This window comes from Paenibacillus lemnae (genome assembly GCF_012933385.1).
In the GTDB taxonomy this organism is placed as follows: Bacteria; Bacillota; Bacilli; order Paenibacillales; family Paenibacillaceae; genus Paenibacillus_AQ; species Paenibacillus_AQ lemnae.
On record NZ_JABBPN010000021.1, the window covers coordinates 30,506 to 55,023 of the forward strand.

Here is a 24,518-nt window from a genome sequence, read left to right on the forward strand (position 1 = left end):
CTTATACATAGGCGATGCCCGCAGCCGAAATGTCGACATGACCTTGGATTGATAAACCGAAAATTCTGCCATTATCGTATTGAGCCCATACCTCCATGCTTCCGCCCGGTTGTCGGATATGGATATGTAAACTGATTTCCGCTTCTGCTGCCAGAAAAGCTCCCAAGGCCGCTGCGCCGGAACCGCATCCCCGCTCCCAAACCAGGGAATCTGCTTCCGGGATGTAGATCAAGGGGGTCATCTCACGGGATTGACTTTGGTACAGCATGATGCCAACAGCGCTCTCTCCTTGCAGCAGATCTGGTGAAGTAATTAACTTCTGTGCCATGGCTTTGGTTCTTTCATCCACACAGGGAGGCTGCAAAATAACATGCACAATCCCCGAAAATCGAATCACTGCCGCTGGAACATGACATCCATCAATCAGAAACGATGTCTTTACAATTGAGGATGGGAGCGGCATATCCACTTTGCAGGTGAACCCACTCGGATCAGCTTTCACCTGGCAGAGCAGCAGCGAATGAGAGCCGGATACCTCAAGTGGAATTAACAACTGCTCACCGGGCAGCAGGTTTTGCTTCCATGCCATTACAACGGCCAGCGACATGGCAGCATTCCCGCAGAACTCTCCAGCCATCATATGCAGCCTGGCCCACGCACCATCACTTCGAGGAGCTTCAATGAATCCGACCTGCTCTGCAAAAACATGATCATATGCCATTAGGCGGGATGCGACTTCTTGATAGCAGTCTCGATGGTGATGACTCTCAACAAGAATTGTCATGTTTTGAGTCGGGTTGGTTTTGATAAACTTCACTTCCATTCCGCACGTCTCACCCCATAATCAATAAGATTGCGTGTTTAGTACTCCAAATCATGATGGACGAAGGTGACTCTTTGCACTTATTAGTAATAATTACGATTAAGATTAGAAATAACTATAATCCCAGCTATTTACATTGTCAACAATAAATTTGCTGTGCCTCGTGCTCGACTTATCAATACAAAACAAAAAAGCCGCGAAAATCGCGGCTTTTAGGCTAACTTAATTAAATGAATTTGTACTCGAACCATTCGAAATGAGCGGGACTCTGGGCTTTTTTCCCGTTCCCCGTGGCATACATTGCAAAATAAACACCTGTAAATCCGCCAGCCACCTCTGTTCCCAGAAACGCACACTCGCCTTCTCCAATCAGAGTCGTAACGGATGGATTGCTTTCTTTCGCATATCCGAATTTGTATGTTTTCTCATCTGCCTGAATACTTAAAATCACACGATCCTGATTCCATTCCTGCTCATGCTCAACCTTCCACAAGCTTCCGATCCGGCGTCTCTGAATCAGTTTCCGCTGACCGCCGTCATTTAATATGGCGATTTCATAATGGAACTTCTCATTTGCCCTTATCGTTAATCCAGCCTCTTCCCCTTCATTCTCGGGATTGAATTCCAGTAAAGCGGACACGCTGCAGTCAAAGTGACGCTGTCTCTGGCCGACAAAAGCTGGTGAATCCACATCATTTAACGTGACGGCTGAACCTCTCAATGTCAAAGATCCCGGCTTCTCAGTCAAGGACCAGTCTTGGGAATACGGATTGCGTAGGAAATTCCATGAGAGTGAAAGTTCCGGTGTATCAAAATCATCGCGGATGGTTTCGTTCGATGAGACAGCCTTAGGTGCATAGCCACCCGGCAAGCGGTTCGTACTCATCTCTTCTGATACCGTTCCTTGATCGCCTATAACTGGCCAGCCCTGCTCATTCCAAGTAACCGGAGCAAGATAGGTTTCCCGGCCCAAATGGTGACTTCTCGGATAACCGATCGGCCGAATGCCGAGAAACACAGCCCACCAGTCACCATGCTCTGTCTGTACGAAGTCGGCGTGACCTGTAGCCTGAATGAAATAAGATTGACTTCGATGCGTCAGAATCGGGTTGCCGGGGCAGGATTCATAAGGTCCTTCAGGCTGCTTGCTTCGGGCGATCGTAACCATGTGACCATACTCTGTACCGCCCTCGGCGATCATTAAATAATAATAATCACCGATCTTGTACATATGCGGAGCTTCGGGATACTGGCCCCCAGTTCCTGTCCAGATACGCTTGTAATCCGTCAAACGCTCCCCTGTATGTATATCAATCCGGCTTTGATATGCACCATCCCCGCCATAACTTGTCGTAAAGTAGACGGAACCGTCTTCGTCAAAGAACAGGTCCGGATCAATCCCCGGCTGATCCACCCAGATTGGATCCGACCACTCTCCCGCCGGATCTTCAGCTGTGACATAAAAATTACCGCGGTCTGAAACATTGGTTGTCACCATATAAAAGAGGTTGTTATGATATCGCAGTGTTGGTGCATAAATTCCGCCAGAGCTGCCTGTCTTATTCAGTTTTAACTGTGAAGGCCGGGTAAGGCAGTATCCGATCTGATTCCAGTCCACCAGGTTCTTGCTTTTGAAGATAGGCACTCCAGGAAAGTACTCAAACGTACTTGTGATCAGATAATACGTGTCCCCTACCCTGCAGATGCTTGGATCGGGATGAAAACCGCTCAAGATCGGGTTTTTGTATGTTACCGTTTTTAACTGTTCTTTAGTGTGCTGATGCGTGTTCATATTTGTATCTCTCCTCTCTGTTCGTGATTATAACACCGATAGTAAACGGTTTCTACATGAAAGAATTCATCAATTGATACCATGAAAGGCATAAGATAAACTAAATAAGAAAGGTGAAGTTACGAGAGAGGAGATCAGATTCTGTTAGCAAAACTGAATTCCTTTATGCGGGCTTGGCGGGATTACCCTGCTGAACCCCGAACACAGCTTGCAAGCCGATATACAGTACTGAAACTTATTGGAGAAGGAAGTTATGGATTAATCTATTTATGTGAGGATGCTATTTCCGGCGATTTTGTAGCCGTAAAGCAGGCCAGGTGCAGTAAAGGACGATTTGCCAGGCAGCTGCTTGATCGCGAAACGCACATCCTGAAATCATTGAAGCACACACAATTTCCTGCTTACCTGAATCACTTCACAGAGAAACTACACAGCTATTTGGTTATGTCTTATTTGAGCGGAGACACACTTGAGGATTTGATATTCGAACAAGGAAAAACCTATAACGAGAGGCAATGCCTTTCTGTGACCATACAGCTGCTTGAACTGGTCGTTCCATTGCATCAACAGGGGTGGGTACATCTCGACCTGCGTATTCCGAATGTCTTATTTCAGAAAAACAAACTGTATCTTATCGATTTTGGTCTGGCCAGACGCATCGGTGAAGCTCCCTGTCCATCCAGCTCTGCCGAAGACCACAAACCTCCCGAAGAACAATCGGACCTTGAAGATATCGGTCATTTTATGCTGTTTATGCTGTATTCATCCTTTACTCCGGACGTAAACACAGCAGCTGACGGAACAGCTAGCTGGCAGGAAGAATTGAATCTTTCCTTAAAAATAAAACATATCATTGAACGATTGCTCGCAGTCACAACACCCTACGCTAGTTCTGCTCATGCTTTGGAAGAAATACGAGCCTCGCATAACGTTTGAAGTTGAAGGCAGGATTCAGGTTGTGTTAGGATAATTTTGATGAAAGGAGGATGCGCACGATATGTTTAAGAAATTTATCAATAAATTTCTTCACTCCTCTTCCTCAAGTCATGGACGGCGGAGATACAGCAGTTCTGCCAAATTAGGGCGTAAAAGACATAGCAGCAGTCACGGGTATTCAAGACGTAAAAGCTCCTCATCAGATTACAAACGCAAGCACGGCCGTATGGGTCACGGATACTACAAGAATCGGAAATACAGCTCAAGCTAAATAACTATCACAAACAAAAGAAGTGCTCTGCAAGATCTGAACAAGATCTCAGGCACTTCTTTTATGCTCCATTGTTTCACGAGCTATTCCTCAGATAACAGCTTTAAAATATCTTCCTCTGTAAAAGAGAAACGAGCTTCCTCCCCTGGCTGAATGACTTCTTCCAGGAGCGTCTTTTTCTTCTGCTGCAGTTCATACATCTTGTCTTCCATCGTTCCGCGTGAAATGAGCCGGATCACCTGCACAACCTTTTTCTGACCCATTCGATGCGCCCGGTCTTCTGCTTGTCTTTCTACTGCAGGGTTCCACCATAAATCATACAACACGACCGTATCTGCCCCAGTCAGATTCAGACCGGTTCCTCCTGCTTTCATCGAAATCAGGAACAGGTCACGCTGCCCCTCATTGAATTTTGAACAAAGCTCTACCCGATCTGCTGCTGGTGTAGCGCCGTCCAAATAGAAAAACGGAATACCGCGTGTACCAAGCTCTCTCCCAATCAAATTCAGCATTTCAGTGAATTGTGAGAATACCAGCATCCGTCTTCCCGCATTCCTGCAATCATCAATCATTTCCAGCAGCTGCTGCATCTTGGCAGACGATCCCTTATACCCTTCCACAAATAGAGCCGGGTGGCAGCAAATTTGGCGTAGTCTGGTTAAGCCGGCCAATATTTGAATTCTGTGACTCTCAAAATCGTCCTGATCCAGATGCTTTAACGTTTCCTGGCGCAGTTTGGCAAGGTATGCCGTATACAGCTTTTTCTGCTCAGGAAGCAGCTCGGATATCTGAACGGATTCCACTTTATCAGGGAGTTCCCGCAAAACGTTCTTTTTTAATCTGCGCAGCAGGAAAGGCCGTGCCCTTCTGGATACAGCTTCGCGGGACATATCGGAGTAACTCTTTCGATCCGGGAACAATCCGGGAAACACCGCTTCAAAGATCGACCAGAGATCTTCCAGAGAGTTCTCGACAGGTGTACCCGTTAAAGCGAACCGAAAGTTTGCCCGAAGCGCCTTTACCGTGCGAGCCGTTTGCGTATAGTTATTTTTAAAAGCCTGGGCTTCATCCAGGATCAAGGTGTGAAACTCCGTTTCGGCATACTGATTAGAGTCTTTGCGAAGCAGTGGATAGGATACGATCACCACATCAGCAGCGCCGATGTTTTGAAGCACGGCATTTCTTTCTTTTTTTGAACCATCCGCAATAACGACCCGGATATCAGGCGCGAAATTATGCAGTTCATTCTGCCAGTTATACATGAGCGAAGCAGGAGAAACAATGAGTGCCGGCCGCGCCTGTGAACGGATCTCTGGCAGCACAGATAAGAGATAAGCGATGCTTTGGATGGTCTTGCCGAGTCCCATTTCATCAGCCAAAATACCTCCAAATCCATAGTGCGCCAAGGTCTTCAGCCAATGGTAACCATACTGCTGATATTCTCTCAGCATCGATGACATACTTGGCGGCAGCTCAAAATCCAGCAGGTCCGGATGCCTTAGATGCTCCAGCAGCCTGCGGATCGATTTGCCAAGCTTTATGGTCTGTTCACCGTTTCGATCACGGGCATCCAGAAGGTGAATTCCTCTGGCTGCTGGCAGCCGGAATTGCTGGCCGTTTACGTCTTCGCTCGCCATACCGGTCTCATTCATAAATGCAATGATTTTCTGGAACTCCTCCGTCTCGAGGGGAAGCAGTCCGCCTTTTTTTAGCCGATGATACTTTCGTTTCTCTTCCAAAGAACGCAGTACCGCTTGAATCTCAGATTCCTGGATACCTTCCATTTGAAAGCGAAATTCCAACCAATTACTGCGTTCGTCGATATTGACCGAAATATGGGGCGGCTCATGATTCGTCACTAAACGCTCTTTAACTGCTGATGTTGCATAAATCTGAGCAAGCTGTTCCAGCTGAGGAACGATGAAGTATAGAAAATCAAACTCATGATCTTCATCCTGCATATAAAAGCCGCTTTCCGTTTTAGTAAAAGCCTCCATTTCCAACAGCTGCAAAATACGAGACTCTTTCTCCCCTTCACGGATCAGGATACGGCGCTCTACCTGACGAGCTCTTTCTTCTTCAAGAGGGTTCAAGACAATATCCCCGTACTGAAACTCAACACTTACAAGCAGCTTGTCCCGCACACGGTCCAGGTAAATGCGAGCCTTCAAGGGAGTTTGCAGAATTCGATCAGAAACCGCCTTTTTCATGCGAACATCGCCGAGCTTCATCAGTCCAGGAACGACGCGTTCCATAAAAGGCTCCATTTGATTAGGAGGAATATGGATGGAATCCGAGTTCTGCTCCAGAAGCAGCCGCTGTAAACTGGACAATCGGGTACAATCCTCGGCTTTCAGCTTCATGAATTTCCCTTTCCAGAGTGCCATACGATAGACTTCCAGCAGAGTGATATCACGAAGGCCTTTAACAAGTAATCTAAACCCTTCTTGTTCGTTCTGATCAAATTCAAACTGCAGCGGGAGTGGTTCATGAACATAAGTTATTCTGTTATGCGTCTTGTTACTGTCATTCACCTGAACCCGCTTGGCCTCACTTAATGACTTAACCATTTCTTCCCAAGCAGATGGAGGAATCGGAAGTGTTCGAACATCGTGGATCTCACCTGTGTACAATGTCCCTATGGCTTCTCGCTGCAGCTTTTCATCTTTGCGTACATCCAGCAGCCGCTGGAGAATCTCTTGATCTGCCTCAGCGAAGCAGTGCTGGCTTGGATCGTAAGAGAAATATCGTGAAATGACACAATGCTCCCCCCGCTCGTAATGCGATAGAAATTCCCGAATATCTGGTACTTTATATCCTTTGCCAGGTCCGATCTTCAATTCGATACCAAGCAGATTGTCTCGGGGTCCGCCCTGATAAATGAATACCAGAAATTCCGCATATAATTCGGTGCGAAATTCCAGTAGTGCCCGGCTTCCGCTGCGTATTTTACTTGTCGGACCAAACAGCTGCAGTACCTCCTGTACCAGACTGCCGTTACTTCCGGCAGTATTTACGGAAACCTCCGAATCAACCCACTCTGTCTCATTTTCATACTGATGTTTCTGCATAATCAGATACAAGCTAGCCGCAACATGTTTGCAGTATTTGTCAAATGAAAACTGAGTTGAACATGCACATTTCGCTGCAATTTGACCATCCCTGCGGATCTCCACAGCCAAATGACAGCTGCCATGATCTCTAACAACTGCTTCGTAAAGCTGTGACTGTTCACTATTTTCGACCAGCACCGCCGTTACTTTTCCGGTCTGGCAGAATGCCTCACCCTTTTTGCTGGAGCTTATACCACATATGGACTGAATCATTTTTTTATTTATCGATTGAGCAAACCCTGGTTCTCTCATAATCTCCCTCAATTCAATGCATGTGTTTCGTGTGTCATCTCTTCCTTTCATTGTATCAAATACTCCAATGAAAAAAAGCCAGTCTCGTAAGACTGACTTGTTCCCGATATTTTTTAAAGAAGTACAAGATCTATTTCCTGGAACTGGCTCACTTTTGTTTTCCATTGTTCTTCGACATATGAGATATGTACGGGGTGCTCATTGTAAGCATCGTATGCTTTTTGATCCGCAAACACCATAGAAAATCCATAGTCATATTCATTCTTGGGACTGACCTGACGAAACACCTCAAATTGCTCTACTCCGGGAATAGCAGACAATTCCTCTCTGCTCATCCGTAAGAATGTTTCGGATTCATCATTATCTTTTCCAGCAAGCAGTGAGAATGTCACCATGTGCTTAATTTTACTCAACCTATTTCTCCTCCTTTGTCTGTTTTCCATATTATAACACCTTTTTTGTTCGAACGCAGACGCTTCTCTACGACCAGAATGGACAACTAATCTTCTTCTGAATGGATATTCAGAGTCCTTCTTGTCATCGATGACGGATCGATTCCTAATGCCTGGATGGCTAAATGGTTATGAAGCGGTTCATGATCACGAACATCCCATCGCAGATGTATTGGATGCATCTTCTGGCGCAGAGCAGGACACCAGCATAATTAATGATGAAATCATCACCATCCATATGTATTTTTTCAAGTTTATCTCTCCATTCGCTTAATCTGTGACTCACAGCCCATATAAAAAAAACAGCCCGCCACAATAAAGAACTTGTCGCGGGCTGCTGCAGCAGCTTATCTCGGTAGAAGATATTTAAATGTAATGTGATGTTCTACTGCCGTGGCAGTCGTTTAGGTGATCCAAAAAACATAGCAATCGCAAGACCAGCTAAAAAGGTGACCACACTGATCAACAATGACTCAACACCGCTATCGACTCCCGGAAATATTACAAACACTGAACCTCCAATGAGACCGATCATAACGGCATACATCATATTCGGATACGCAGATAACAAGAATCGGATGCCCTTGCTGCTGAAATAAAACCCGCCAATGACACCGGCACCAATGACCATAATGATCGGAAAATTCATGGAGGTCAGCGCGTTAATCGCCGTAGGGTATACACCCACCATCAGCAGCATAAAGGAACCGCTGACTCCGGGAAGCAGCATGGCCATGCTGGCCAGCCAACCGGCAAAGAACATACCAATACCCGTCATCCAATTCAGCGTGATCAGGTGTCCACTTTCTTTATCTGCTTGGATAAATGCGAGCAGTGACATCAATACGATGCACAGAATCAATGAAAAAATATGTATGCCTGAAAAGTTACGTCTGACATCCGCCTGCCTCACCAGCATCGGAAGAACACCAAGGATCAGTCCTGTGAAGAAAAATTGTGTTGGCGCATAATGATGTTCCAGCAAATATTCAATTAGCCGGCTGAGAGACCCGATTGCGATAACCATACCCAGCCCAAGAGGCACAATAAAGGCCCAGTGACGTTTCCAATCCTTGCTGAATAATCCGCTAATCGCTTCCAACAGCCGTTGATAGATGCCAAGCACAACAGCGAGCGTCCCGCCGCTGACACCCGGGATTAAGTCCGTCGTACCCATGGCAAACCCGCGAAAAATATTTTTCCACTCCATACTCTCTCTACTCCTTATCTGCGAAAAGATTACAAAAAAAGCCCAATCTAGCAACTAAGTCTACCATAACAGTGTAGTAAATACGAATTTATGCAGGTTACAAATCAGCAGTTATTGGATAATAAAAGCGCACCCGTTTGATGTTTCAGGTGCGCAATTCAGGCAGCATCAATCGTATATAACCTCCGTACCTGCGATGAAATCATGAAGAGCGCGTTTATCTTCACGAAAGATAACCATAAACGCACTGATGATTGCCCCAATACCTAATGTTAGTCCGTAGATCACACCGCTTACAACATTTCGAAGGAGCATAGTTCCAATGCCAGGAGCTTCCTCGGTATCGTATTTCTGAATACGGATCCCGCTTATCTTTTTCCCTACCGTTCGACCATTCCAAATGACAGGCAGCAGCAAAGTGTATAATGCAAGCAAAAACTTACTGATGGGTTCGTCTTCAAAGTTGCCTGTCATCAAGCCGGCAAGTATTGTAATTGGAAGAGCGATCAATACAGCATCCAATAAACTTGCCCATAAACGGATCATAAAACCTGCTTCTGACAAAATAATTCCCCCTCTTTGGTCTCTCTTTATCAAACTTTGAGCGAGTATCTTTTGGCCTTATCTTATTAACACCATTAACAAGTTAAAAGTTACAGATAAATTTGCACTAAAGCCTCTCACAACAGCAAAATGGCCGCCCCGCAAGATCAGAGATCTTGCAGGACGGCCTTCCGCTGAAAGTTAATCTACTGTGTTAAATATATTGAAGATGATCACTGCCGCTTCCGCTCTCGTCATATTGTGCTTTGGCAGGAATTTGTTCGCACCCGAGCCTTGAATGACACCTGCATCTTTCAGTGCCGTTACGGCTTTTAATGCATAGCTCGAAATCTGGGCTTTGTCGGAAAATCCATTCTCAGAACCTCTTACTGGTTCCAGTCCTGCCAGCATGGCTGCATTGTAAATCATGACTGCTGCATCCTGTCTGCTGATTTCATCGTTTACACCAAAGCTGCCGTCCGGGTTACCATGAACAATACCCAGTTTTTGTGCACTGGCTATTGGCGTGTACGCCCATGACTGTTGGTCAATATCACTGAAAGCAGCCGATGCCGATTCGTCTAACAGATCCAAAGCAGACAGCAGTATTTTTAAAAACTCCGCTCTTGTTACCGGGCCGCTCGGATTGAACAAGTCATTCCCCAATCCGCTGATCGCTCCCCTTGCGGCTAAGGCTTCCACACTGTTTCTCGCCCAAGAGGTTTGGCTTAAATCCTGGAACGAAACCTTTGCAAACATAGCGCTGAATTGTCCTGGATGTTTTGGCTTGAAGGAGAGTAATCCTGTTGAGATGTTGTATTTCCCGTTAGGTACGACCTCCAAAGTATTTCGGCTGCTAATCTGATAGACAACAACCTGATTTGGTGTCTCTCCTGCCAAAAGCTGGTATTTAAAATGAACCTGTACTTTATTCTTGAAATCGCTGATCGGGGTCTCGTCTATTTTCAGTGTCACTTCATAGACGTCTGCATTCCCCAATTTTTCTGAAGCGGGCTTCGGCAGTGAACTAGAATCAGTTTGAGCAACGGTAAGCTGCACCTTATCCGAGGCAGTTCCTGCATGGTTTATAAGCAGATCTACACCTACCGTAATCATCGCCAGCCCGGTATCCATTACGAATGTTTGAATGCCTGCGTTTTTAGCTTGTTTCAACGAGGATACCGGCAAAGAAACATCCACGGATTTTGTACTGGCTGAAGGCTGAATCGTAATCGTAACCAGCTTATCCTTCGCAGAGCTTATTGCACGCTGCAATGTGTCCTCGTTTATACGAATGACAGTTTTACCTGTGTTGTCTGCATCAGCCTTCACTTCGATTTTGCCCGAATTTACAGCCGCCCCGTTGTTAGACCCGGAGTTTCCGCCGTTATTCCCGCCAGCGTTACCGCCGGAGTTCCCACCAATGTTTCCACCGTTATTTCCACCCGTGTTTCCACCGGAGGTTCCACCGTTGTTCCCGCCATTATTCCCGCCGTTATTTCCGCCTGGCTCTTCACCGCTGTCTCCGCCGCCTGAATCTTCAGAGGTCACGGTTACAGCTGCAATGTCGCTGTTGGCAGATGCTGCGCTAGAACCATTATTCATATGGTGTTCTGTATTTGTGACAACGCAGTAATAGTAAGTGGTTCCTGCTGTCCCAGTTGGGACCTCAATCTCTGGGCCAGTTGCATTTTCAATCGCCGCGGCGCCATCTGTGCGGTTACTGCTGCTGCTGTACCACTGATAGCTCAGTGTTCCGCTGGCGGAAGCCGCCACAGAAAGCTTCACTGGATCGTTCACTTTAACCGATCTGCTCTGCGGCTGCTGGCTCAGCACGGGCACTGTTGCGTCATGATACACCCCTACCTCAGCAAGCTGCAGACGATATTGGTTGAAGTCTTTAGCGTTAATCTTCAGCTTGGCAGCCTCTACTTTAACGTATCGTGCACCGGTTTCCGAAAAATGAAAAGTCTGTGGTACAGCGCCCGGATCAGGATAGCCATTCTCCGACGCCACTGTCGTCCAGTTTTGCAGATCTGCAGACAGCTGGATGGAAAAATCAACAGGGAAACTGGCTCCTTCGTTGCCGCTGTCTGTTCTCGGGAACAAGGTTACAGTCGATATCGGCTGATCCTCACCCAAATCCACGATCGCATACTCCGTATGGTTTTCATCTTTCAGGAACATGCTGCTGGAATGGCCCATTGAAATACCTTTAATTGATTGATAGATTCCATCTGTCAGCTTCTGCATCCCCCAGCGATCACCATCGTGATCCACGCTGCTGGAAGCATACACTAGTTTTCCTAACGCAAGGTTACTGCTCTTGCTGAGGACTTCCAATTTGATAACGGTGTCATTGACATCCCAGGAATCGGAGTCATTCAGTTTGAGCGTCACGCCTTCCGCAGTCTGGCTCAGCGCAACTTCGTGACCGTTCGATAGCAGCGTTGCGCTGCTAAAGACTTTACCGTCTCGAGGAGACGGAAGCGTTAAGGTTTTACCGGTCGGCGGCTTAAGAACATGAATATATTCATAAGCATCATCTGTTGACCGGGTTGCTACTCCCCATTCGATACCTGCTATGGTTGACCTTGCGGGAGTCGGATATGAAGTGCTTGGGAATGTATTTTTGATCGATTCCTCAATCGGCTCAATAAAACTGCCTACTACAGACATGGTAGATACGACATCTTTTTCAAAACCGCCTCCAGCATATGGTCCAGCAGCCCATTGAACACCAAGGCCATCTGTGTTGGTTCCCGCTTGCAGTACTGTGTATCTAAACATGCTTTCCGGTGACCAGGTTATGACATCTTTCGTAATCGGTTGTTCCGCCCACCAGTTTCCTGCAAAGGTAGGACCCACACCTCGATTAAATGATGTCCACTGGGTACCGTCTGTTCCTTTCTCAAACGGGGCCCAGAAGAAGAATTCCTGGTCGCCAATGTCTGTCGTATAAATGTTGCCATAGTAGTTATTTTGGAACATCAGCACATCTGGATTAACGTCCTTTACTGTCTTCCGCAGCCTTACGTAATCCACGTAATCCAGGTTGTTACCACCTTCATCTAAATAGATACCGTCAATCTTGCTGCCATACCTGGCCATCATATCACCATACACATCGTTGAGAAAATTATTCCACATGGTTCGATCGAATTTCCCGTCCTTATTCCAGCCTGTCAGGGCCTGATCGGTCGGATTGAAGTCATGGCCGTCACGCGGATGGGTGTACAGCATCACACTGATCCCTTTCGCTTTGACAGCAGTAATCATGTCCTTCAGCATATCCCGTTCGGTGGTATGTCCAGTAGGAAGCCATTTCTTCATGGCTTCACTTGGCCATAGAGCTACCATGTTTTTATGCCATGCCGTGAAGATAACAAACTCAACATTCATAGCATCCAGATCTTCTGCAAACTGATAAGCATCAAAGTTATCTGCAAGCTCATCCGGATCATCAACGATTTCTCCGGAAGGATCTACAGTCAGTCCTGGAACGTAATGGACGAAGAAGCCATATTTCATAGCACGTGACTTATCAATGGACTGGCCATCTTCGTCACCCTCAGGCAGCACCTCGATGTCTACGATCTCACTCGATGCTGTCGCTTCCTTGTCCAGCGGCATATTGGGATCGGTGTTGGTTACTTCGGCATAATAATACATGGTTCCTACCGTGTCCGTCGGCACCTGAATCGTACTGCTTGTAGCTCCCTGGATCGGGGATGCCCCCTCTGCACTCGGCACCGTGCTGCTGTACCATTGATAACTGAGTGTTCCGGTCGCCGTCGCATTTACGGTGATTGCAGCATATCCATCCTCGTAAACCTTGCGGCTTGGCGGCTGTGTCACAACTGAGACTTCAGGAGGCATAGCATTCGATGCCACCGTCACGGCGACAATATCAGTCGTGATGGTTGCTGTAGTGTTCTCCGTCATGTGAGGATCTGTATTGGTCACCTCGGCAAAATAATAAGTAGTGCCTTCGGTGTCTGTCGGTACCTGTAAAGAAGATCCGATCGCATTATCAATGGCTGTGGCACCGCTGGTGCTGCCGGTATCGTTACGATACCATTGATAACTGAGTTCCCCGCTTGCCTCTGCGGCTGCTGAGAGATTCACCGTCTCGCCGGGAATTACAATTTTGCCTTTGGGCTGTTCGGTAATTTTAGGTGCTGGCGCATGTGTAACGTTGTAAACACCGATCTCGGCAAATTGTAATCTCCATTCTTTCCATGGATTCGTCAAGTTTTGAGTCAAGCTTGTCGCGTCAATCATCACGTATCGGGCATCCGCTGGCGCAAAATAAAATGTCTGAGGAGCCGATCCGGGATTCGAACCGTAAGTACTGTTTACGACAGTTGTCCAATTCTGATCATCACTCGATAATTGGATGGTAAATTCGGCAGGAAACCCTTCCCCTTTGGCGCCGCTGTCATCTCTAGGAAATAAGGTCACGGAATTCATGGTCTCAGACGTGCCAAGATCGACTTTTACCCATTCCGCATGATTATTGTTTAAATTGCTGTGACTTGAATATCCCATGGAAGAGGGACCGGAGCTGGTATTTCCATCTACAACTTTTGCCACGCCCCAATCTCCATTTTCAAGCGAACTGGAGGCGGTTATGGTTTTACGTAAGGCAAGATTCTCCTCCCCGGCGGCAAAAGCCTGATCGCTGTTCATCATTCCGAGCCCAAGCAGCGGGGTGATCATTAATACAGCTGCTGTTACCATAGAAACCGTCCGAAATAAACTCCTTTTGAGCATTTGTTACCCTCCCAAGATAAGAATAGAGTACTGTCCGCTTCTTTCTTATTGCTGATGACTGAGGATATCAAGGCGAACCGGTCCCATCATTCCTGATGTCAGATCTCCGCGGTAACGGGTTGGTATTGTAACATAATGATTGGCTAAGGTATTGAAAACCTTCACTTCGATGGTGTTCTTTCCTGGCTGCAGCCAAGGAGCAATATTTGCAGACCAAGGTGCATGCAGCAGCGTACAGACATGCTGATCATTCACGGAGATCTCTGCTGTTGCCGAGACCCTGCCTAAATCCAGTTTGGCAGTAACATTCTCAGAGCTTTCCTCCAGATCCCATTCGATCTCACGCCGATAAACAGCTCCTCCGGAATAACAGGTCAGACCGTCGATCTGAGACCAGTCTCCCGGAATGATAATTCCCTCACCGCATTCCAGGCGGATCGGTTCTGGAATAGCGCTGCCTTCATAAAATGACGGATGATCGTATTGAATGCGAACTGCCACAAGGCTGACAAATGCTTTCTTTTCCGCTCCTGCAACACGGTACACAACCGAACCGTCTGGTTTGTGACTCTCTGTGTGAACATCCCATTGCTCACCGTCTACCCATACCTGGACATTTCCGTGAGCATGGATTTGCATGGTATGGAGTCCTGGTGGAGCCGTAAACCGGTACCATCCGGCTGTTGGCCTGCACTCACCCGGAAACACATCATAAGCAAGTACACCAGGTTTGTTATGCCAGGACATAGCAAGCGGCATCGGCTGTACCCAGTCGGCTGGGGCATCCATGCGTTCAAAGATGACGTGTCCTCTGCCAGGACGTTCATAACACAGGAGTACCGTGTTACTACCTTCCTGAACGCTGACCTCTCCCGGCTCAACATCTATCAATTGACCGTTCAGCCATAAGCGCTCTGGAGCAATGCCTCCTATACGCAGACGAACCGACCGATCCCCGCCGGCATGAAATGTCGTCCAGAGGTAAACGACCTCACCCTCTGTCTCAGACACGTAATGTGTATCAGTCAGCGTGAACTGCTTCTGACCAATGGCGATGAAATCATCTGTAATCTCTCCCTTTAATCCGTGGTACCCTTGATGGCCCGGATCGCCTTCAATACCAAGTCTTGTGGAATAGGAATACGAGCCCCATTCATAGAGATTACCAGCCACGGTCTCTTGCCTTGTGTCAGGTGCATGTGAGAGCTGAGCTAAAGTCTCTTCCCATTGCTTCGGACAGCCATCCTTCGGCAGCGGTCCCAGCTTCCAAAAATGAGGGCCATATCCATAGGTCACTTGTCTCCATGAAGAATCATCCAGTGACGGATCATGACACATTATAGAGGTTTGATCCTCACCTTCCGACTCAACCCACTCGGCTGCATAACTGAATCTGCGGGCTTCTGCCCCAATAAACCCAGGCTCCGGCGGTTGGCGGAAATCGCCGAATCGGTTATCCATTGTCGGCTGCAGCTGGAACGACCACACTCCATCCAGCAGCAGAGTCTTCCTGATTCCGGAACCATATTCTCTTGGTTGGATCGCCTCTGCGCTCTCTTGGACAGAACGGGAATCTGAAGGCGAGAATACGATCAATCGAATATCCTTACTTGATAAAGGGAGTTTGACGTAAGTGCCCTGACTTGTGACACGTTCAGCCTGAATCGCCTTAACCGAACCATCCCACGGATTCCACAGCTCCATGTCGCCATGACACCGAAAGAAGCATTCAGCTTCATGGGTTTCGCCATAGACTGCGTAAATATCCCGTTGACCGATGCGGCGGTGCATAACGTATGGGTAGTCATGATCTTGAATTGCAGCCATGCAGTCGAAGTCTCGTGGGAAAGCGGAAGCGATAACTTCTTCTGCTTCCGAGAATGAACGGGCGGTCATGGCGATGCCTCCTGCCGGATTCTTGCAGATTCGCATACCGGCTTTTACATCAGCTTCAGATGCTGACCAGCCAAACATCTCCCGGACCATCCCGTCAAGCACTGGATCTGAAGCGCCCGCTCTTTCACTTGCTTCCGGCAGCCTGTCGAGCGCGATGACAACGCCCCCCGCTTCCTGGAACGCCTTCGCCTGCTGCAGTGTGGAATATCTAACAGACCGCATCGATGGCAAAATCAACACACGGTATCCTTCTCCGGAAACCCGAAGCTCCCGGTCTTGAATGGTTGCCCGCTCCAAAGACTGAAAGTCCATAAAGTCAAAATCGATGCCGCGCGAATATAAATGCTCACCGAATCTAAAGGCCGTCTCCACGGAGACATTTCCGTCCAGACCGCCTTCCATCGCCGCAACTGGGTATAGAATTGCCACATCGCACACATGAACGCCTTGGCTGAATAAATAGCTGAGCCGCTCTGTACATGCCAGCAAATGCTTCATATGCTCCCAATAAGGCATCCGAAAATGATTGCATGGCGGTGCCCATTCCCACCAGCCGCCATAGGTGGTGTAGTATAGACCGTGCAGAGTCAGCAGATTATGCCCGCTGACGAAATTCCGGAATATCGCATCGGTAACATCCTCTGTTGAGGTTCCCCATCCTGTGCCATAGAAGCCCTCGAGCCAGGTACGGGGGCGCTCATACAAGTGCGCGATAGAGCTGGCTACCTTGTTCTTGATCAGATCACTTTCAAAGGAAGGCTGATCACAGCCCGGCCCTTGATTCCAACGCTGAGTACGGAAATAATCACCGAATTCCGTTGCATCTTTTCCCCGGCCGCCATGGTCACATCCATATGTCATGCCTCTTTGCTCATGCCACTCAAATACAGGAATAAAGTAACCTTCCTCGGACAGCTCCACCATCACATCGTTATAATCGAGACGGATCTTAGGCGTACGCGGTCCAATATCCGTAAACAATGCCGCCAGCTCAGGCACCACATCATATCCTTTGCGGCGGAGAAATTCCTTTCTGAAATCACCATTCCACAACTGACCGCGAATGCCGAAATCCAGTTCGTCAGAGAAGAAGAAGCCGAGCTTTGCATTGTCGATCCCCGACAGCCGGTCTTCGAAGCGTTGAAAGAAATGTTCGATGACCATGGCTCCGCTTTCACGATGCATGGGATCAATCGATTTAGGCTTCGGTTCAGCATAGACCACCACCAAGCGCCATGATCCTGCAGGCTTTTGCCAATGCAATATAGCGCTTTCAATAAAAGGAGTGAGGTCGATCATACCCTCACGCTCCAGCTTTTCATCGTTCAATGGAAAGGCACATATGGAAAGGGTATTCTCCGGAAGCTTCAATTCTGTTACCTTCTCTTCAGCGTCCTGCTCGAAATGAGCCAGGTTCCATCCGGCAGCATCCGGTCTTTTAGCCAAAATTTCGTCCGTATACCAGCCCTGTCCCGGTGAGCAGAGTGTGTAGTCGCTAAGACTGACAGCGATGCCGTACGATCCGGCTTTCTCCGCAAACCAGGTGAACAATTCCCACCACGGTTCAGAAAACAGCGGTGGATCACTCTCATAAGTGAGGCCCCACAATTCTCCGCCTTCATCACTGTGAGCATAATTGATCTGTAGTCCCGTAATATGATGATCCTTTAACTGTTCCAGCTGCCAGGACAACCTTTCCTTGGTCAGCTTCTCTCCCACCCACCAATAGAAGGCCACTTCACCGTAACCCTCCGGGGGCGAAACAAATCCTGGGTAGACATCAAAATCTTTGTTCCGGCTGCTTAACTCCCTGCTAGTGCCGGTATGTGCTGTTTGCAAAATGGTCACTCCTTTCATATTTCTTACTTCTGAAGCTTCGTCATCTGTGTTCTATTACCGAAGCAAGAATCACCCTTTCACCGCCCCTCCCGTTATACCTTGTACGAAATACTTCTGAACAAATAAGAAGAATACAATCAGCGGGATCAAAATCAGACAAATCGCTGCGGACATCGGTCCCCAGTCCGTCCCGAACTGAGATTGGAAAGATATAATGCCGAACGGCAGTGTTCTCAGATCCGACATGGATAACGCGATCGAAGCCCAGAGCAGCTCACCCCAAAGTCCAACAAATCCGAATATAGCACATGTAGCCACGGCCGGCATCATGAGAGGGATAATAATTTTGCCGAATGCTTTCATTTCCGTACATCCATCCACCCTGGCCGCCTCCAGCAGTTCCGAAGGCAAAGACTTGAAGAATCCATAGAAAATATAAATCGTGATAGGAAGACCCCAGCCTGTATAAGGAATAATCAGACCCGCTGCCGTCCCAACCAAGTCCAATTTGCTCATCATAATATACAGCGGCATAATGACCGTTTCCGACGGCAGAAATGTGGTCGACAGCAGCAGAAATAGAATAGTCTTTGAGAAAGGCACTTCCAATCTGGCCAATGCGTAGCCCGCCAATGCGCCGAATAATAAGATGAGAAACAAGCTGATACTGACAACATAAAGGCTGGTAGCAAAATACTCGCCAATCCTAGCATCCACCCATGCTTCTTTAAAGTTCCCCCATGCCGTTTTTTCCGGGAGCCACCATATGTTCGTGTAAAACTCTTCGGTTTCTTTTAACGAGGTTAATACGACGAATAGAATCGGATAAATAGTAATCAGGATAAACGCTAACACAATGATACGATGAAAAGAAGCCGTTTTTCGTTCGGTGCTTATTGAATTAGTACTCATAGTATTCACCTCTTAACAACCTTGACGTGAGCAGGATGATGATGGCCACGATTACCGTCAATATGAATCCCATCGCTGCAGATACACCGAATTCATTATAAGTAAATGCCGTGTCGATCATATGCAGCGGAATCGTTTTGGAAGCACTCCCTGGTCCACCCTGCGTCATGACAAATACCAGGTCATACGTCTTGAACTGCATAACAAGTGTAAACACTGCAGATAACTGCACGATCGGTTTAATCAGCGGCAGCACCAGTTGAAAAAACTGTTTCATAAAGCCTGCTCCATCCAGCCGGGCCGATTCGAACAGGGATGCTGGTATGTTCTGTATAGCTGCAAAACATAACATCATCGTCAATCCGGCAATTCGCCAGATCCCTACAATGACGATGGACCAGAGCACGGTATCTTTATTCTCGAGCCATGCTTTGGCGAACGAGTCCATTCCAATCGCTCTCAGAAACGCATTGACAAGACCCATCTCGGGGTTATACATAAACGTGAAAAGCAAACCAATAATAGCAATCGGCAGCATGGAAGGCATAAACAGAATCAGTCTGTAGACCGCCCCTTCTTTTCTCCCCAAACGGTAGATCAGTGCCGCGAGCGCAATACCGATAACTACAGCAAAAAATGTAGATATTACAGCTATGAATATCGAATTGTATAAACTGTTTCTCGTCACACGGTCTTCAAACGCCTGCACATAATTGGCCATTCCAACCCATCGATACTGCTGGAAGCCGTCCCATTCCTGAAACGAAAGAAGAAAATTCCACACAGTTGGAATGAATATGGAAAAAAGAATGAATGTCAGCGCCGGAAGAAGAAATAAAAGACCCGTAAATGTTGTTTTTCGCTGCAATGATGATCGAGTATCGTTCATCCCGAGTTCCCTCCAAATCGGCAACAGAAAGGATAGGGTGAGCTGACGCTCACACCTATCTGCTACTTTGTATTTAGTTACTTCTTGGCATCCGAGATAAACTTCTCGAACTGCTTTTCAACCTCTTGATCTGTCGCGCCGCTGAGCACATAAGCAGGAATCGCTTCCTTTTCAATGTAATCATTTAATCTAGGGCTGAGCTGCGTGATTTCTTTCGGATAGATGTATACCGCGTTCTGCATCACGTTCGTAATGACAGGATCGGATACTTCAACATTCAGGTTTGCCGTAGCGTACCCTTCTGCTGCATGGATTTTTTGAATATCTTCGCTCAGGTACGTTTTCAGCACTTCAACGGAAGCATCAGGATTTTTCACATTTGCCGGGATAAACAGACCATCTGCGCCGCCCAGAAAAGCATTCTCTGTTCCCATGGAAGGCCACAGTACAACAGCAACTTCAAAGTTTCCGGCACCTTCAACGATCGATGTTGCATTGGTTGCTACTTCGCCCAGCATCGCTGCTTTTCCCTGGTAGAATGCAGCCTGTGCTTCATCCCGGGAAGTTGAAATCGCCCCTTCTCCCGGATACCACATTTTCTCATCATAAATTTGCTTGATATTTTGCAGCGGTTTGACATAGATCGGGTCATTGGCAGGAATGTTACCTGCAGCCAAATCCTCCAGCTTATCCTCTGTCTTCGCCAAGCTCAGCAGACCGTTACGATATAACCAGGCTTGAAGATCCTTGCCGATGGCGAAAGGATGCACACCTGTTTTCTCCTGAATCTGCTTTCCGGCTGCCATAAATTCTTCCCAAGTCCATTGATCTGGTACTTCAATGCCAGCATCGGCAAAGATATTTTTGTTGATGTACATAACGGAGAAATTAGAAGACAATGGAACGTTGTAGTATTTACCATCGTATTTCCCGATTTCCATCAGTGCTGGATTCAGTGTTTTCAGCCATTCACCGTCATTGGCTTCCAGATAAGGAGTCAAGTCCAGCGCTTGGTTGTTCTCGACAAAAGTCGTCATCTGCTGCGGCCAGAATTGATACACATCTGCCGGTTTTCCGGAGGCGATACCTGTCTTAACGACCTTTTCCAGATTCGCCCAGTCCACTTGAATACCGTTGATATTGTACTTATCTTTTAATTTGTCTTGTAACGCAGCCACCATCGGCTCTCCTGAAGTGAACTCAACGATCTTGCCGTAAAAATTAATATCTGACTTCTGTGCCGGCGGTTCGTTCTGCTCCTCTTTTGGAGTCTCTGTAGTATTGCCGCCGTTATTCCCTCCATTAGCGGTTTGGCTGCCATTGCCGCTGTCCCCTCCGCAAGCGGATAACAGCAAGATTGTGCAGAGCAGCAGCATGATGGATAATCCGACTCTTTTCATACTCATGATAACGACCCCTTTCAAATTGATTACGCTTTCATTATAAGTTCCTTCTGCCTGTTGGCAGGAGGCATGAAATCTACAATTTGTTCCTAATAAACTACAGTTCAATACAGGAATACTGCTTCCGATAATCCGTGGGCGACTGTCCTGAGTACTTTTTAAACACAGAAAGAAAGTATTTATAGTTCTGGAATCCGACCCTTTCGGGGATTTCATAAGCCATCAGATCCGTGGAGGATAACAGTTTTTTGGCCTCCTCTACACGCAAACGGTTCAAATATTCATTAAATGGCACACCGGTCTCTTTCTTAAACAGATGGCTGAAATAGTTCGGCGTAATGGCAAGAACATCGGCCAGCCGTTCAATCGTAAGCGATTCCTTATAATTTTTCTTGATGTACTGCACGGCTTTTATGATGATGGGACTGTGCTTTACATTTTGTACTGTTTTCAGATCTTCCAGCTTACTTTGATACAACTTCAGAACCCAGTCCATATATTCGTTCATCGTTTGAAAATGCTTGAAGGACTGCATCTCCAGTGCATCTATATAATGGAGCCCCTGCAGTGAGCGAATCAATATATTGACCAGATCGAGCGTCATATTTCTGACTTTATCAAGCGTTAAACCTGCCTCTTCTGAGAGCCTGGAAAATTCCTCATAAATGATTTCCTGCACAGGAGTAAAATGAAGCATGGATATGCTGTCACGCAGCTCCTTTTCCTTCCGTATCAGGACATGACGGTGCTCATCGATATTTTTCTTCTGATAGGTGTATATCCCGTTTCCTTTTATGATTCTAGACGCTAGAGCAGTGGCCGATTCCTCCACTAACTGCTTGAATTGTGATAGCTTTCCAGTCGAACTCAATCCCGCAGATAAAGAGATTCCACATTGCTGTCTCACTTTGTTTCTAACCTCATGCAGGAACTGATACGTCTCTTGCAGCGCATTTCCATGAAATTTAGGCTGAAGAATCAACTTGGTGTCTCCGTTAGTCTCCATTTGCACCGCAAAGATCATTGGTGAGCCTGTTTCTTTCATGACTTCTTCCAGACGTAAAACCGTGTGCTTCTCTTCAGCAGCAAACGTTGACAGCACGAAGATGCCCTTCGGGTCAAAGCCGAACAATTCAAACAGCTCTTTTCCAAGGAAGTTCAGGTTCTGGTAATCTTCCTGTTCCAGCATCTTCCAAAGTTTTAGTTTACGGTAGTGTATAACCTCCTGCTGCTGTTCCTGCTCTGCCTTAATCTCATTTTTTATGGATTTTACCAGTTGAATTAAATGTCTGAGCTTTACAGGCTTCAGCTCATAATAATGAATGCCAATGGTCAAAGCTGATCTGGCATATTCAAATTCGGAATACCCGCTGAGCAGAATAATCTGTGTAATTTTTGAGGCTTTGCGAATTCGCTCTGATAATTCCAGCCCGTCCATCCCCGGCATACGAATATCTGTAATGACCAGCTCCGGCTTGATTTGATGGAAAAGCTCCAGCGCTTCAATGCCGTTTTCTGCTACAACGACTTCTTCAAAACCGAGCGTATTCCAGTCTATGCCGTCTCGAATGCCTTCCCGGATATGCACTTCATCATCCACGATTAGCAGTTTCATTCGAACGCTCTCCCCTCCATGGAAGATTGATAACAATTTTGGTGCCAACATGTGGTTCGCTCTTGATATTTAATCCATATCCTTCACCGTAAGTTAATTGAATTCGTTCATGAATGTTTCTTATACCATAGCCTTCGGTATTCATATTTCCGAGACAGATATGATTCTCTGGCATCCCTACTCCGTCATCTTCAACGACTATTTGTATTTCATCTGCTTTCCTTGTGATCAACACATGAATTTTTCCCTGTCCCATTTTCGGCTCCAGGCCATGCTGCGTCGCATTCTCTACAAGCGGCTGCAGGATCAGCTTCGGAATTGCCACTTCCAGCAGCTCCGGGTCTACCGTACATTCAAATTCAATCTTGCTTCCGTGCCGAATATTTTGTATAAACATATAATCCTCCAGATGCTTCACTTCCTGCTGAATCGTCGTAAATGTATCTCCATGATTTAAGACATGCCGGAACAGGTCGGCCAGCACCTCAATTTGTTCGCTCACCGCGAAGTCTTTGTTCTTCACAGCGGTCCAGCGAATGGAATCCAGCGTATTGTATAAAAAATGGGGATTAATTTGAGCCTGCAGCGCTTTTAATTGAGACTCCTGTTCCCGTATCTGGCCTTTGTACACTCGCTCGATCAGTTCTTGTATTTGCTTGATCATATCGACAAATATAAAGCTGACTCTTCCGATTTCATCCTGCTTCGTGATCGGTAATTTTACGTTAAAGTCTCCTTTTCTTACTTTGTTCATCTCAATATAAAGCCGCTTTAACGGACTCACGATGCTTTTGTGCTGAATGAATGAGAAAATCAATCCGAATATCAAGCAAATGATAATCCCTGCAAATATAAATAAATTGATAATTCCGACCGGGCCTATCAATTGTTTTTCCGGGATGATCTGGACCACTTTCCAGTCTGTCGTTTGAACTTCGTAATGAAACAGAACCCAGTCCTTTGACTCCCCGGAAAACTTCAGGTACCCGCTCTTCTGCTTATTCAGTTGTGTATAATACTTTTGATCTGTAATGGATTGACCCAGCTGTGTTTTATCTGATGAAGAAATGATATTCCCGGATGCATCCACGATGAAGATCGTTCCCTCATCCCAATGATGGATATCGGAATACAGTTTGGACAGCGTGGATTCATTCACATTAATTTTAAGCACTGCCAGTGGTTTGGACGTATCCAGATCATTGATCACACGTACGAAGGAAATGACCTGCTTATTCTGATTCGCTTTAAAGCGGCTCTTGAAAGGATAGACAGAAGTCCAGAAGGGAATTCCTTTCAGAGAATAAGCCTGCTCATGAAACTCTTCATTCCCATCCTCCTCCATGTCACCATACTGAAAGAGCATCCTGCCATGTCGGTTCAAACTGATGGAATCAATGTAGGGCCTGGAATCCAGCAGGTATTGAAATGGCTCATTGAAAGCTGCATACAATCTGTTTTTATGGATCTCGATTTCAAGCGGCGACGTATGATCATAATTCCGCAGGAAATCCTGCATCGATTCGTCCGATAAAATGGACAAAGACATATATTCTATTTCTTTTGTCATGCTCTCAATGTTAAAACGGGTCTGCTTCAGCACCTCGATCGCATTCTCATAAGTTTTATTGTACAAAGCGCCTGTCGCTTTCGAATTGATTAGAACCGCTGCTGTAATGAGAGGGATGATAATAAACAACACAAGATACAGCAGCAGCTTTTTACCCAGAGACAAGTCCTGCAGTCTTTGCACATAATTCCCTCCATTACCGTCGTAAAGTAGTCTCATTCATTTA

Annotated in this window: 16 protein-coding genes; 3 read left to right on the forward strand and 13 right to left on the reverse strand. The window is 46.7% G+C overall.

Annotation, left to right across the window (positions count from 1 at the left end; translation table 11 throughout):
• Window position 1 precedes the first annotated feature (1 nt).
• Window positions 2–823, reverse strand: coding sequence for a histidine racemase CntK family protein (locus tag HII30_RS18040; RefSeq protein WP_484549380.1), 822 nt, complete (start codon window positions 821–823; stop codon window positions 2–4).
• A 226-nt stretch (window positions 824–1,049) separates the two neighbouring features.
• Window positions 1,050–2,615: a glycoside hydrolase family 43 protein gene (locus tag HII30_RS18045; protein ID WP_169506441.1), complete on the reverse strand. Its 1,566-nt coding sequence runs from the start codon at window positions 2,613–2,615 to the stop codon at window positions 1,050–1,052.
• Between the two features lie 165 nt (window positions 2,616–2,780).
• Here HII30_RS18045 and HII30_RS18050 point away from each other — a divergent pair, with 165 nt between their 5' ends.
• A complete protein-coding gene (locus HII30_RS18050; protein WP_169506442.1) occupies window positions 2,781–3,551 on the forward strand; it encodes a protein kinase family protein in 771 nt (256 codons plus the stop codon).
• Between the two features lie 61 nt (window positions 3,552–3,612).
• Window positions 3,613–3,822, forward strand: a complete 210-nt coding sequence (locus HII30_RS18055) for a hypothetical protein (protein WP_169506443.1) — start codon at window positions 3,613–3,615, stop codon at window positions 3,820–3,822.
• A gap of 83 nt (window positions 3,823–3,905) precedes the next feature.
• On the opposite strand, the gene HII30_RS18060 is transcribed toward HII30_RS18055, so the two are convergent.
• Both HII30_RS18060 and HII30_RS18065 read right to left on the reverse strand, forming a co-directional pair.
• On the reverse strand, window positions 3,906–7,148 hold the full coding sequence (locus tag HII30_RS18060; protein ID WP_246246665.1) for a DEAD/DEAH box helicase: 3,243 nt from the start codon (window positions 7,146–7,148) through the stop codon (window positions 3,906–3,908).
• Window positions 7,149–7,300: 152 nt separating this feature from the next.
• Window positions 7,301–7,600 (reverse strand): Dabb family protein, encoded by a 300-nt coding sequence (locus tag HII30_RS18065; RefSeq protein WP_246246669.1) that lies wholly within the window; start codon window positions 7,598–7,600, stop codon window positions 7,301–7,303.
• 130 nt (window positions 7,601–7,730) lie between these two features.
• Here HII30_RS18065 and HII30_RS18070 point away from each other — a divergent pair, with 130 nt between their 5' ends.
• The gene (locus tag HII30_RS18070; protein WP_169506446.1) at window positions 7,731–7,913 is read left to right on the forward strand and encodes a hypothetical protein; all 183 of its coding nucleotides are present in this window, start codon (window positions 7,731–7,733) and stop codon (window positions 7,911–7,913) included.
• A 111-nt stretch (window positions 7,914–8,024) separates the two neighbouring features.
• On the opposite strand, the gene HII30_RS18075 is transcribed toward HII30_RS18070, so the two are convergent.
• The 9 genes from HII30_RS18075 to HII30_RS18115 all read right to left on the reverse strand — a co-directional run bounded on the left by HII30_RS18075 (window position 8,025) and on the right by HII30_RS18115 (window position 24,511).
• Window positions 8,025–8,849 (reverse strand): DUF368 domain-containing protein, encoded by an 825-nt coding sequence (locus HII30_RS18075; RefSeq protein ID WP_169506447.1) that lies wholly within the window; start codon window positions 8,847–8,849, stop codon window positions 8,025–8,027.
• Window positions 8,850–9,017: 168 nt separating this feature from the next.
• Complete coding sequence (locus tag HII30_RS18080) at window positions 9,018–9,395, reverse strand: RDD family protein (RefSeq protein ID WP_211184676.1); 378 nt, start codon at window positions 9,393–9,395, stop codon at window positions 9,018–9,020.
• 198 nt (window positions 9,396–9,593) lie between these two features.
• Window positions 9,594–14,168: an S-layer homology domain-containing protein gene (locus HII30_RS18085; protein WP_169506449.1), complete on the reverse strand. Its 4,575-nt coding sequence runs from the start codon at window positions 14,166–14,168 to the stop codon at window positions 9,594–9,596.
• 45 nt (window positions 14,169–14,213) lie between these two features.
• Entirely contained in the window at window positions 14,214–17,903 is a 3,690-nt protein-coding gene (locus tag HII30_RS18090; protein ID WP_169506450.1) for a glycosyl hydrolase, read from the reverse strand.
• A 69-nt stretch (window positions 17,904–17,972) separates the two neighbouring features.
• Window positions 17,973–18,815: a carbohydrate ABC transporter permease gene (locus tag HII30_RS18095; RefSeq protein WP_169506451.1), complete on the reverse strand. Its 843-nt coding sequence runs from the start codon at window positions 18,813–18,815 to the stop codon at window positions 17,973–17,975.
• Window positions 18,805–19,704: a carbohydrate ABC transporter permease gene (locus HII30_RS18100; RefSeq protein ID WP_169506452.1), complete on the reverse strand. Its 900-nt coding sequence runs from the start codon at window positions 19,702–19,704 to the stop codon at window positions 18,805–18,807. Before HII30_RS18100 ends, HII30_RS18095 begins: the two co-directional genes overlap by 11 nt.
• A gap of 77 nt (window positions 19,705–19,781) precedes the next feature.
• Window positions 19,782–21,110, reverse strand: coding sequence for an ABC transporter substrate-binding protein (locus HII30_RS18105; RefSeq protein ID WP_169506453.1), 1,329 nt, complete (start codon window positions 21,108–21,110; stop codon window positions 19,782–19,784).
• Window positions 21,111–21,204: 94 nt separating this feature from the next.
• The gene (locus HII30_RS18110; protein WP_169506454.1) at window positions 21,205–22,722 is read right to left on the reverse strand and encodes a response regulator transcription factor; all 1,518 of its coding nucleotides are present in this window, start codon (window positions 22,720–22,722) and stop codon (window positions 21,205–21,207) included.
• Entirely contained in the window at window positions 22,700–24,511 is a 1,812-nt protein-coding gene (locus HII30_RS18115; RefSeq protein WP_169506455.1) for a sensor histidine kinase, read from the reverse strand. The genes HII30_RS18110 and HII30_RS18115 overlap by 23 nt, the downstream gene beginning before the upstream one ends.
• Window positions 24,512–24,518: the final 7 nt, after the last annotated feature.